Annotated in this window: 9 protein-coding genes; 8 read left to right on the top strand and 1 reads right to left on the bottom strand. The window is 71.7% G+C overall.

Going from position 1 to position 12,506, the window contains the following annotated elements; translation table 11 throughout:
* Window positions 1–173 precede the first annotated feature (173 nt).
* The 4 genes from ACIQZO_RS25400 to ACIQZO_RS25385 all read left to right on the top strand — a co-directional run bounded on the left by ACIQZO_RS25400 (window position 174) and on the right by ACIQZO_RS25385 (window position 6,559).
* Window positions 174–1,511, top strand: a complete 1,338-nt coding sequence (locus tag ACIQZO_RS25400) for an ABC transporter substrate-binding protein (protein ID WP_403630059.1) — start codon at window positions 174–176, stop codon at window positions 1,509–1,511.
* 89 nt (window positions 1,512–1,600) lie between these two features.
* On the top strand, window positions 1,601–2,494 hold the full coding sequence (locus ACIQZO_RS25395) for a carbohydrate ABC transporter permease (protein ID WP_403630056.1): 894 nt from the start codon (window positions 1,601–1,603) through the stop codon (window positions 2,492–2,494).
* Window positions 2,491–3,429: a carbohydrate ABC transporter permease gene (locus ACIQZO_RS25390; RefSeq protein ID WP_403630053.1), complete on the top strand. Its 939-nt coding sequence runs from the start codon at window positions 2,491–2,493 to the stop codon at window positions 3,427–3,429. Before ACIQZO_RS25395 ends, ACIQZO_RS25390 begins: the two co-directional genes overlap by 4 nt.
* Window positions 3,430–3,535: 106 nt before the next feature.
* A complete protein-coding gene (locus ACIQZO_RS25385) occupies window positions 3,536–6,559 on the top strand; it encodes an alpha-mannosidase (RefSeq protein WP_403630051.1) in 3,024 nt (1,007 codons plus the stop codon).
* Between the two features lie 125 nt (window positions 6,560–6,684).
* Here ACIQZO_RS25385 and ACIQZO_RS25380 read toward each other — a convergent pair whose 3' ends face one another.
* Complete coding sequence (locus ACIQZO_RS25380) at window positions 6,685–7,080, bottom strand: RidA family protein (RefSeq protein ID WP_403630166.1); 396 nt, start codon at window positions 7,078–7,080, stop codon at window positions 6,685–6,687.
* Between the two features lie 100 nt (window positions 7,081–7,180).
* On the opposite strand from ACIQZO_RS25380, the gene ACIQZO_RS25375 reads away from it, so the two are divergent.
* From ACIQZO_RS25375 to ACIQZO_RS25360, 4 genes are all read left to right on the top strand, one after another.
* Complete coding sequence (locus ACIQZO_RS25375; RefSeq protein ID WP_403630048.1) at window positions 7,181–8,152, top strand: helix-turn-helix transcriptional regulator; 972 nt, start codon at window positions 7,181–7,183, stop codon at window positions 8,150–8,152.
* A gap of 233 nt (window positions 8,153–8,385) precedes the next feature.
* Window positions 8,386–10,419, top strand: a complete 2,034-nt coding sequence (locus ACIQZO_RS25370) for an FAD-dependent oxidoreductase (RefSeq protein ID WP_403630046.1) — start codon at window positions 8,386–8,388, stop codon at window positions 10,417–10,419.
* A 46-nt stretch (window positions 10,420–10,465) separates the two neighbouring features.
* Window positions 10,466–10,879 (top strand): PaaI family thioesterase, encoded by a 414-nt coding sequence (locus ACIQZO_RS25365; protein ID WP_403630043.1) that lies wholly within the window; start codon window positions 10,466–10,468, stop codon window positions 10,877–10,879.
* 316 nt (window positions 10,880–11,195) lie between these two features.
* Window positions 11,196–12,506 carry an MFS transporter gene (locus tag ACIQZO_RS25360; RefSeq protein WP_403630163.1) on the top strand — a complete coding sequence of 437 codons (1,311 nt, stop codon included), beginning with the start codon at window positions 11,196–11,198 and terminating at the stop codon, window positions 12,504–12,506.

Raw genomic sequence — 12,506 nt, 5'->3', positions numbered from 1 at the left:
GGTCGACGCGGAATTGATCAAGGCCTCGATGGCGGGTCCGGCCTGGTTGTGCCATTCGGCACCGACGCGCCACCGGCCAGCCCTCCACCCGCCTCATTGACGAGGTGTTGCTTTCGGACGACCGTGGGCACCGCCTCCGGCAATGAGGCCGGACTTCTGCGAAGGCGGCGACGATGACCCGTTCGAACCCGACCCGTATGGCGGTGGCCCTGCTGGCGGCGGGCGCGCTCCTGTCCACCGCCGCGTGCGGCCTGAGCGGCGGCGCCGGTGACGCGAAGCAGGCCGAGCGGACGGGCAGGGTCGCCGGTGAGATCACCTTCCGGACCCTCCAGTTGAAGCCCACCTTCACCGCCTACGTACAGGCGGTCATCGACGCCTTCGAGCAGCGGTACCCGGAGGCCAAGGTCACCTGGGAGGACGTCCCCGGCGACGGCTACAACGAGAAACTCGTCGCGGACGCCCAGGCCGGAGCCCTCCCCGACGTGGTCAACCTCTCCACCGACTCCTTCCAACTCCTCGGCGAGCGGGGCATGCTCGCCGACGTGGCCGCCCTCGACGGGCCGATGGCCAAGGAGTATGTACCGGGCGCCTGGGAGCAGTTCAAGTTGCCCGGCCGGGGCGACAGCGTGTACGCCTACCCCTGGTACGTCACCCCGGAGATCCTCACGTACAACAGAGAGCTCTTCGAGAGGGCCGGCCTGGATCCGGACCGGCCGCCCACCGGCGTGGAGCAGTTCTTCGACTACGCCGAGCGGATCGCCGCCACCTCCGGCGGCCAGTACTCCGCCTTCATGGCCGACCCCAAGGGCCGACTGCCCGGGGACTGGCAGAAGATGGGCATCCCGATCCTCAGCGAGAGGCGGGACCGGTTCACCTTCGACACGGACAAGGCCGTGGAATGGGTGGAGCGGATGAAGGACCTGTACGCCAAGGGCGCCATGCCCAAGGAATCCCTCCTCACGTCGGACGACATCAACCAGCTCTACGGCAGCGGCAAGATCGTATTCGGTCCGGGTTCTCCGGGCTTCGTCAAGGACATCAAGCAGAACGCCCCGCAGATCTACGCCAAGACCCAGGTCGCCGGAGCCGTCACCGGCAGGCTCGGCCACATCGGCATCTACGCCCAGTCGCTGGGAATCAAGAAGGACACCGCACACCTCGACGCGGCGGCCGAGTTCGCAAAATGGGTCACCAACGGCCCCAACCAGGTGGAATTCTCCAGGAAGGCCACCATCTATCCCTCCAACGCCCAGGGCCTCGCCGACCCGTTCTTCTCCGACAAGGGGGACGGCAAGGACGCCGAGACCCTCGCGCGTGCGGTCGGCGCAGACCAGCTGAAGACCGCGGCGCTCGACGCCAACACCCCCGTCCAGTGGACCAACCAGGTCGGCGACGCCGTCGTGCGCGAGATGCAGAAGGCCATCAACGGGGAGCAGGACCCCCGGACCGCCGTGCGGAAGGCCCAGGAGGCGGCGAACAAGCTCCTCGCGGCTGCCGCGGCCGCGAAGTGACCGGCCTCGCCGCAGGCGAGCCGCGGGACGGCGCCACCGCGCACGAGCGACGCCGCGGAGCAGCACGCCGCAGACGCGCCCTGCGGGCCATGGAGACCGAGACCGGGCTGCTCCACCGCACGTGGTGGACCCCCTACCTGTTCCTCGCCCCGGGCCTCGCGATGGTGGCGCTGTTCAGCCTCTGGCCGTTCGTCAACACCGTCGTCCTCTCCTTCACCGACGCGCAGATCCTGCGCGGCGGCAGCTTCGTGGGCCTCGACAACTACCGGCGCGCCTTCGCCGACCCCGACTTCTGGGTCGCGACCGGCAACAGCGTGCTGTACCTCGTGGTCGTCGTCCCCTGCCTGGTCCTCCTGCCGCTGGCCCTCGCGGTCCTGGTGCGGACGAAGATCCCCGGCATCGGCTTCTTCCGCTCCGCCTTCTACACCCCGGTGATCGCCTCCGCCGTGGTCGTCGGGCTGATCTGGCAGTGGGTGCTGCGCAGCGACGGTCTGGTCAATACGGTCTTCCAGCGGCTGCACCTGGTCTCCGAGCCGATCCCGTTCCTCACGGACTCCGCGATGCTGCTGGTCTCCGCGATGATCGTGACCGTGTGGAAGGGCCTCGGCTACTACATGGTCTTCTACCTGGCGGCCCTCGGGAACGTCCCCGCCGCCCTCTACGAAGCGGCCGCCATCGACGGGGCCGGCCCCGTCCGCCGCTTCTTCCACGTCACCGTCCCCCAGGTGAAGCCGATGATGCTGCTGGTCGCCACCCTCTCCGCCATCTCGGCGCTGCGCGTCTTCACCGAGATCTACATCCTCGGCGGCGAGAGCGGCGGCCCCGGCGGCGGCGCCCGCACCCTGCCCTTCCTGATCCGCCAGGTCGGCCTCGGCTTCTCCGGCGAGACCGGCTACGCCTCCGCCGTCTCCATCCTGCTGTTCCTCCTGACCCTGGTCTTCAGCCTGCTGGGCCGCCGTCTGTCGAAGGGAGACGAGAGGTGAGCACGCGCTCCGCAGCGGGGAACGGGAAGCGGCCCCGCCGCCCGGCCCGGCCGCCCCGCCGCCCCGCCCGGCGTCCCCGCCGCCCCGCCCGGCGTCCCCGCCCCGCCGCCGACCGCAGGCGCCGCCGTATCGGCCTGGCCGGGCGGTACGCCACGCTCGTGCTGATGCTCGTGGTCATGCTCGGCCCGATCGTCTGGCAGTTCCTGACCTCGATCCGCGGCCGCACCGAGAACGTGTACGACGGCGTGCTGCCCTCGCGGCCCACCCTCGACAACTACGTCCGGGTCGCCGAGTCCTTCCCGCTGCTGCAGTACGTCGGCAACACCCTCACCGTCGCCGCCCTCGCCGTCACCTCGAACATGCTCTTCGCGGCGATGGGGGGCTACGCCCTCTCCCGGGCCGCCTGGAAGGGCCGCCAGGTCGTCTTCACCGTGCTCGTGGCGACGCTGATGTTCCCCTTCGAGTCCGTGATGATCTCGATGTTCCTCACGGTCCGCGAGATGGGCCTGGTCGACACCCTCGTCGGCGTCTGGCTCCCCGGCGCGGTCTCCGTGCTCAACATCATGGTCATGCGGGCGGCCTTCCTCGCGGTGCCCAGGGAGGTCGAGGAGGCCGCGGTCCTGGACGGGGCCGGCGAATGGACCCGCTTCACCCGGGTCTTCCTCCCCGCCGCGAAGGGCGCCCTCGCCGTCGTCTGCATCACCAGTTTCATGGGGGCGTGGGACGACTTCCTCTGGCCCCTGCTGGTCCTCACCGACAGCGACCACTACACCCTGCAGCTGGGCCTGAAGACCCTGGCCGGCGCCACCACCGTCAACGACCAGCGCCTCGTCGCAGCGGGCGCGATGGCCGCGCTCCTCCCGATGATGCTGCTCTTCTTCGCCCTCCAGCGTTTCTTCTTCAAGGGCGTGGGCGAGGGAGCCGTCAAGATCTGAGTCCGCGCCGTTCCGCCCGGGTCCGCGCCGTTCCACGCCGTTCCCACCCGGTCCACCCGAGTCCACTGCCCGTCCGAACCGACCACCCTCCCCTGGAGCAGCCGTCATGCACGACGACCGCAGCATCACCGAACACCGCCTCCGCCGGGTCCTCAAGGAGCGCGTCAAGCCCGCCGTCCACTCCCGCACGCTCCCGCTGACCGTCGAGCGCTGGGAGGCCCCCGGCGAGCCCGTCCCCGTCGCCGAGGGCCTCGCCGCGCGCTACGGGCCCTGCGCCGTCGGCGACCCGTGGGGCCCGGCCTGGGGGACCACCTGGTTCAGGGTCACCGGCACGGTCCCCGCGGAGTGGGCCGGCCGTACCGTGGAAGCCGTCCTCGACCTCGGCTTCGACCGGATGATGCCCGGATTCCAGTGCGAGGGCCTGGTCCACCGGGCCGACGGCGGTGAGATCAAGGCGCTCAACCCGTACAACGACTGGGTGCGCGTGGCCGACCGCGCCGAGGGCGGCGAGCAGGTCGAGTGGTACGTCGAGGCCGCCTCCAACCCGGTCCTGGTCGACCACGCGGTCACGTACGAGGGGGACCTGCAGACCAGCGGCGACCAGCCCCTGTACCGGCTCGCCCGGATGGAACTCACCGTCTTCGAGACGGAGGTCTGGGAACTGGTCCAGGACCTGGAGGTGCTCTACGACCTGATGATCCAGCTCGACACGGCGGACGCCCGCCGGCACGAGATCCTGCGGGCCATCGGCGCGGCCCTGGACGGGCTCGACCTCGACGACGTGGCCGGCACGGCGGCCGCCGCCCGCGCCTGCCTCGCCGGGGTGCTCGCCGCCCCGGCCAACGCCTCCGCGCACCGCGTCAGCGCGGTCGGCCACGCCCATATCGACTCCGCATGGCTGTGGCCGCTGCGCGAGACGGTGCGCAAGGTCTCGCGCACCGCCTCCAACATGGTCAACCTGATGGACGCGCACCCCGAGTTCGTCTTCGCGATGTCGCAGGCCCAGCAGCTCGAATGGATCAAGACGTACCGGCCCGAGCTCTTCGAGCGGATCAAGAAGAAGATCGCGGACGGGCAGTTCGTGCCGGTCGGCGGCATGTGGGTGGAGTCCGACACCAACATGGTCGGCGGCGAGGCCATGGCCCGCCAGTTCCTCTACGGCAAGAAGTTCTTCCTCGACGAGTTCGGCATCGAGACGCACAACGTCTGGCTCCCCGACTCCTTCGGTTACACCGCCGCGATGCCGCAGATCGTCAAGCTCTCCGGCTCCAAGTGGTTCCTGACCCAGAAGATCTCCTGGTCCCAGGTCAACAGGTTCCCGCACCACACCTTCTGGTGGGAGGGCATCGACGGCACGCGCGTCTTCACCCACTTCCCGCCCGTCGACACGTACAACAGCGACCTCGGCGGCGCCCAACTGGCCCACGCCGCCCGCAACTACCGGGAGAAGGGCCACGGATCGCGCTCGCTCGTCCCCTTCGGCTGGGGCGACGGCGGCGGCGGCCCCACCCGCGAACACCTCGCCCGGGCCCGCCGCCAGCGGGACCTCGAGGGTTCCCCGAAGGTCCGGATCGAGCGCCCGGACGCCTTCTTCGAGAAGGCCCGAGCCGAGTACGAGGACGCGCCCGTCTGGGCCGGTGAGCTCTACCTGGAGCTGCACCGCGGCACCTACACCTCCCAGGCCAGGACCAAGCAGGGCAACCGGCGCAGCGAATCCCTGCTGCGCGAGGCCGAGCTGTGGGCGGCGACGGCCGCCGTACGGGTCGCCGGGTACCCGTACCCGTACGAGGACCTGGAGCGGATCTGGAAGACGGTGCTGCTCCACCAGTTCCACGACATCCTGCCGGGCTCCTCCATCGCCTGGGTGCACCGCGAGGCGCGCCGGACGTACACGTCGGTACGCGAGGAGCTCCGGGCGATCACCCTCGCCGCGCAGCAGGCGCTTGCGGGCGAGGGCGGCGAGGAACTCGTCTTCAACTGCGCCCCGCACACGCGCCGAGGCATCCCGGCAGGCGGAGCGGGCCGCCCGGTCGAGGCCCGGGAGCCGGTCACCGTCGAGGAGCGGCACGGCGGCGGGCACATCCTGGCCAACGGCCGGCTGCTGGTGGAGATCGACGCCCGCGGTCTGATCGTCTCGGTCTACGACCTGGAGGCGCGGCGGGAGTCGGTCGCCCCCGGCGCCGCGGCCAACCTGCTCCAGATCCATCCCGACTTCCCGAACATGTGGGACGCCTGGGACATCGACGAGTTCTACCGCCACCGGGTCACCGACCTCGTGGAGCTGGACCGGCTGGAGGTCACCGGGAGCGGCCCGCGGGAGGCGACCGTACGCGTGACGCGCTCCTTCGGACGGTCCAAGGCGGTCCAGCAGATCACCCTGCGGGCCGGGGCCAAGACGGTCGACATCGTCACGGACGTGGACTGGCACGAGACGGAGAAGTTTCTCAAGGCGGCCTTCCCGCTGGACGTGAAGGCCGAACGGACGGCGTCCGAGACCCAGTTCGGGCACGTCCACCGGGCCACCCACACCAACACCTCGTGGGAGGCGGCCAAGTTCGAGATCTGCGCCCACCGGTGGATCCACGCGGAGGAGCCCGGCTGGGGCGTGGCGCTGCTCAACGACTCCACGTACGGGCACGACGTGACCCGTGACGTACGGGCCGACGGCGGCCAGACCACCACGGTCCGGCTGTCCCTCCTGCGCGCCCCGCGCTACCCCGACCCGGAGACCGACCAGGGCTCGCACACCCTGCGGTTCTCGCTCGCGCCGGGCGCCGCGATCGGCGACGCGGTGCGCGAGGGCCACGCGCTGAACCTGCCCGAGCGGGCGGTCCCCGGCGCGGGCCCGGTCGCCCCGCTGGTGGCCGTCGACGAGGACGCGGTGGTGGTCGAGGCGGTCAAACTGGCCGAGGACGCCGGCGGCGACGTGATCGTCCGCCTCTACGAGTCCCGCGGCGGCCGCGCCCGCGCCACCCTCACCGCGGACTTCCCCCTGGCGGCGGCGGTGGAGAGCGACCTCCTCGAACGACCCCTGACGGGAACGGCGGTGGGGATCCCCACCCCGGAGGGCGCCGTACCGCTCACCCTGCGCCCCTTCCAGATCGTCACGGTCCGCCTGCGCCGGGCCTGAGGGCGCTGGGGGGAGCGGCCCGGGCCCGCGGTGCGCCGCCCTGCCGTTTGCCGCCCTCCCCTGCCGCCGTTCGTGCCGGTCCGACCGGAACGAACGGCAGGGGAGGCAGGGCCGGCGCTGTCGCATTACGCGACGGCGGTGCCCTCGAGCTCGACCAGCTGTCCGGGGATCGCCAGTCGCGTCACCCCGAGCATCGTGGTGGTCGGCGCCACCCCGGCGGCGCCCAACCGCGCCGCCAGCCCGCCGTAGTGCGGGAACAGCAGATCGGCATCGGTCGTGTAGACGTTGAGCCGCACGAGGTTCGCGAGGGTCATGCCGGCCTCGGCGAGCACGGCCTCCAGGTTGTCGGTGCTCAGCGCCAACTGCGCCGCCATGTCCCCCTCGTGGAGGGGCTTGCCGTCGCCGCTCATCGCGGTCTGCCCCGATACGTACAGGGTCCGGGTGTGTCCGGAGACGAGCTCCCCCTGGTTGAACCCCATCTCGACGGACCAGGTCACCGGGTTGACCGCCGTTCGCTCCATCGACACATCAGCTCCATTCGTTGCGCGGGAAGTACGTACGCCCACGAGCCTCGCAACGAATCACGACACCCTCCGTCATGTATTCCACTAGCGTTCCCGTATGCGCGCCGACCGGCTGGTCTCACTGGTGCTCCTGCTGCGCCGACGCGGTCGGCTGACCGCGGACACGCCGGCCCGCGAGCTGGGGGTCTCCACCCGCACGGTGCTGCGCGATATCGAGGCCCTTTCCGTGGCCGGCGTCCCGGTCTACGCCGAACGCGGCCGGAACGGCGGTTTCGCCCTGCTGCCCGGCTTCCGGACCGAGCTCACCGGGCTGAACCACGACGAGGCCCTCGCCGTGCTGGCCGCCGGATCGAGGCGCGGCGAGCAGGTGTTCGGCCTCGGCCCGGCGCTCGCTTCGGCCCTGCGCAAGGTGGTCGACGCTCTGCCCGAGGGCCACCTGGCCACGGCGAGCGACGCGGCCCGGCGATTCCTCGTCGAGCCCGAGACCGACCTGCTCTCACGCCGGCCGGTCGTCGACGTGGTGCCCGGGGCCGTCATGGTCGAGGTGCGGCGCGCGGTGCTGGCCGGACACAGGCTGCGCATCCACTACGAGGCCACGGGCGGGGCGCCCGAGTGGCGCACGGTGGACCCGATCGGCCTGGTGACCGTACGCGACCGGGGCTATCTGCTCGCCACGCGATCCGGCGCGGACCGCACCTACCGGCTGTCGCGGGTGCTGGCCGCCGAGGAACTCCCCGAAGCGGCGCAGCGGCCGAATTGGGTCGACCTGGACCGGATCTGGCGGGAACGCTCCGCGCGGTTCCTCGGCAGCGACCACCTCACCGTGCTGGTACGGGTGAACCCGGCGCGGCGGGAGGACCTCCTGGACACGGCGGTGGCCGTCCGCGCCGAAGAACCCGACGCGGACGGCCGGCTGCGGCTGGAGCTGACCTACCAGGACGCACGGCACGCCGAATGGGCGCTGTGGCAGCTCGGCGCGGACGCGGAGGCCCTGGCCCCGCCGTCGCTGCGCACCGCGCTGCGGGAGCGCGCCGCAGCCCTTGCCGCCCGTTACGAAGACCCTCCCTGAGCGGGACGCGCCCTGAGGGGGACCCGCCCTGAGCGGGACGCGCCGCATTCCGCGGGCAGGCTCCCGGCGGTGCGGGCGCCGGCGTGAACTCCGCCACAGCCCTCGCCGGGCCGGGCCGCCGAAGCCGCGGAATCCCGGGGCGGCGGGCTCCCACCTGGTTTTGCACTTAGTTGCAAAACCGCCCCGCGCTCGCTAGAACAGGTTCATCACCCCCGCGCGAGGAGGCACACCCGATGAGCACGCAGAGTTCCCAGAGCCGGTACCCGCACCTGCTGAGCCCCCTGGACCTCGGCTTCACCACCCTGCCGAACCGCGTGATCATGGGCTCGATGCACACCGGCCTCGAAGAGCACCAGGGCGGCTTCGAGCGACTCGCCGCCTTCTACGCCGAGCGCGCCCGCGGCGGCGTCGGCCTGATCGTCACCGGCGGCATCTCCCCGAACGACGCCGGCCGCCCCTTCGAGGGAGGCTCCCGCCTCACCACCGAGGACGAGGCCGCCGAGCACCGGGTGATCACCGAGGCCGTGCACGCCGAGGGCGGGAAGATCGCGATGCAGATCCTCCACTTCGGCCGCTACGCCTACCACAAGGACCTGGTCGCCCCCAGCGCCCTCCAGGCCCCCATCAGCCCCTTCGTCCCGAACGAGCTCACCGACATCGAGGTCGAGCGCACCATCGAGGACTTCGTCCGCGCCGCCCGCCTCGCCAAGCTCGCGGGCTACGACGGCGTCGAGATCATGGGCTCCGAGGGCTACCTCATCAACGAGTTCATCGCCGCCGCGACGAACAAGCGCACCGACCGCTGGGGCGGCGCGTACGAGAACCGCGTCCGCTTCCCGCTGGAGATCGTCCGGCGCACCCGCGCGGCCGTCGGCGACGACTTCATCCTGATCTACCGCCTCTCCATGCTCGACCTGATCCCCGGCGGCTCCACCCTCGACGAGGTGGTCCACCTCGCCAAGGAGATCGAGGCGTCCGGCGCCACGATCATCAACACCGGCATCGGCTGGCACGAGGCCCGCATCCCCACCATCGCCACCTCCGTCCCGCGCGGTGCGTACACCTGGGTCACCAAGCGGCTGATGGGCGCGGTGAGCGTCCCCCTCGTCACCAGCAACCGCATCAACACCCCGGAGATCGCCGAGGAGCTGCTCGCCGACGGCCGCGCCGACCTGATCTCCCTGGCCCGCCCCTTCCTGGCCGACGCCGACTTCGTCGCCAAGGCCGCGGCCGGCCGCTCCGAGACCATCAACACCTGCATCGGCTGCAACCAGGCCTGCCTCGACCACACCTTCAGCGGCAAGATCACCAGCTGCCTGGTCAACCCGCGCGCCTGCCACGAGACCGAGCTCGTCCTGTCCCCGACGCGCACGAAGAAGCGCGTCGCCGTCGTCGGCGCCGGTCCGGCCGGCCTCGCCTGCTCCGTCTCCGCCGCCGGCCGTGGCCACGCCGTCACCCTCTTCGAGGCCTCCGGCCACATCGGCGGCCAGCTCGACGTAGCCCGCCGCATCCCCGGCAAGGAGGAGTTCGAGGAGACCATCCGTTACTTCGGCACCCAGCTCGTGGAGTCCGGCGTGGAGGTGCGCCTGAACACCCGCGCCGACGTGGAGACCCTCCAGGGCTTCGACGAGGTGGTCATCGCCACCGGTGTCACGCCCCGCACCCCCGACATCGAGGGCGTCGACCGCGCCAACGTCGTCAACTACCTCGACGTGCTCCGTGACGGAGCGCCCGTCGGCGAGCGCGTCGCCGTCGTCGGCGCGGGCGGCATCGGCTTCGACGTGGCCGAGTTCCTCACCGACAGCGGTGAGGGCGCCTCCCAGGACCCCGACGTCTACTTCCGGCACTGGGGCGTGGACACCGCGTACACCGGCCCCGGCGGGCTCACCGCCCCCGAGCGCCCCGCGCCGCCGCGCCAGGTCCACCTCCTCCAGCGCAAGGCCACCAAGGTCGGCAAGGGCCTCGGCACCACCACCGGCTGGATCCACCGCGCGGAGCTCAAGCACCGCGGGGTCGTCTCCGTCGCGGGGGCCACGTACGACTGCATCGACGACCGCGGCCTGCACATCACCGTCGGCGGCGAACAGCACCTCGTGCCCGCCGACACGGTGGTCCTGTGCACGGGCCAGGAGCCGCGCCGCGACCTGTACGAGGCGCTGCGCGCGGCGGGCGTCGACGCCCACCTGATCGGCGGCGCCGACGTGGCGGCCGAGCTCGACGCCAAGCGGGCCATCCGGCAGGGCACGGAACTGGCCGCGGGTCTCTGACCGAAAGGGGATTGTGGCGGTCCGCCGGGACCGCCACAATCGCCCGGTGACGATCTCACCCGCAGACGCAGACAAGATCCTTATCAACAACTTCGCCCCCTGGGTGCTCGCCCTCGGACTGACCGTCGAGGAGACCGGGGAGCGGCACGCCGTACTGCGGCTGCCCTGGTCCGAGGAGCTGGCCCGTGACGGCGGCGGCCTCTCGGGCCAGGCCATGATGGCGGCCGCCGACACGGCCACCGTCATCGCGATCTCCGCCGCCCGCGGGGCCTACGGGCCGATGACCACCGTCCAGCAGTCCACCAGCTTCCAGCGGCCGGTGGTCGGTGCCGACGTGCTGATCCGCGTACGGGTGACCAAGCTCGGCAAGCGGATGGCCTTCGCGGACATCACCTTGACCCCCGAGGGTTCCCAGGACCCGGCGGCCACCGCCTCCACGGTGTACGCCCTGCTCGGCTGACGACCGGGCGGTTGCGTTCCCGCGCAGTCCCCTGTGCTCGCGGGGCAGTTGGTGTGAACAGTTCATCCAAGGGGGCGCGGCGGCGCATGGCCGACGAGATCACGTAGAGGTGGGCGAGTCCAACGCGACCGCGTGCCTCTTCTTCCTCAAGCCCGTCTCGACGGAGACCCGGTAGCCGAAGCCGACAGCCGAGCAGCCCGGCAGCCGAGCGGCAGGAGGTCGAAAAAACGCGCTCGCGGGCGGCCGCGCGGCTCGCCTACGCTCGCACCCGTCGACCGACCACGGCGGCGGTCGCGCGGCACGGGGGAGCACAACCATCGCAGGCATCGCGGGGAACGGTCCGGGGGAGTCCGGAACCCACGGACCGAGGCCGCCGCTGCGGCGGAACAAGGACTTCAACGTCTTCTGGCTCGGCCAGGCGCTGTCCGTCCTCGGCGGGTCGATCTCGCTGCTCGCGCTGCCCCTGCTCGTCCTGGACGCGACCGGATCCCTCGTGCAGATGGGCCTGGTCACGGTGATCTCCGGGGCCACCTCCATCGGTACAGGCGTGTTCGCCGGGTACGTGGTCGACCGGACGGACCGCCGCCGACTCATGATCGTCTGCGATCTGGCGCGGGCCGTGCTGCTCGGCGCGGTCCCGCTCGCCTGGTGGGCCGCCGGGCCGCAGGTGTGGCTGCTGTACGTGCTGACCGCGCTGGTCGCCGTGCTCAAGACGCTGTTCGACGTCTCGTACGTGACGGCCATCCCGAACCTGGTCCGTACGCGGGACCTCACGGCCGCCAACGGACGGCTGATGGGCACCTTCGCCCTCGGGAGCCTGCTCGGGCCGGTCGCCGCCGGTTTCCTGACGGCCGCGGTCGGCGCGGACTGGGCACTGGCCCTGGACGGGGCGACCTTCCTGGTCTCGGCCGCGAGCCTGCGGTGGGTGAGTTTCGCCGCCCGGCCCGCCGGGGACCGCGCGGACACCGGTGGCCCCGGGGTGCTCCGGGAGATGTTCGCCGTCGGTTTCCGCTTCCTGTGGAGCAATCCGCTGCTGCGCCCGCTGACCGTCCAGCTCACCCTGCTGACCTTCGTCACCATGGGGGCCACCGACCTGCTGATCTACCGTGTCCAGCACGACCTCGGTCGGGACGCGGCCACCCTCGGCTACGTGATCGCGGTCGGCGGCGCAGGCTCCGTCGCCGCGGCGCTCGGCGCGGGGCGGCTGCGCCGGATCCTCGGCTTCGGCACGTGCTGGCTCGCCTCGATCGCGATGATCGCAGTCGGGGTGACCGTGACGGGCGTCAGCCGCAGCGTGCCCGTGATCGCCGCCCTGTCCGCCGTCTTCATGTTCGGGATCACCCTGGGCGGCATCTGCACCATGACCCTGCGTCAGGAGGTGACCCCGGACCACCTGCTCGGACGGGTCACCTCCGCCTTCTGGACGGTGCACAACGCCTCCGGCCCGGTGGGAGCGGCCGTGCTCACCCTGCTGGCCGCCCATCACGGGGTTCCTGCGGTCAGCCTGGCCGGCGGCGCGCTGTGTCTCCTGGTCCTCGCGGGCGGGCTCCTGACACCTCTGCGGGGCAGCCGTGGGGCCGTCGGCGCGCGCGTGGAGTCGCCTTCTGGGATCGTGGATCACAGGTAG

The sequence above is a fragment of the Streptomyces sp. NPDC097617 genome, assembly GCF_044761485.1.
Taxonomy (GTDB): Bacteria; Actinomycetota; Actinomycetes; order Streptomycetales; family Streptomycetaceae; genus Streptomyces.
This window is presented reverse-complemented; position numbering and strand designations above follow the sequence as displayed.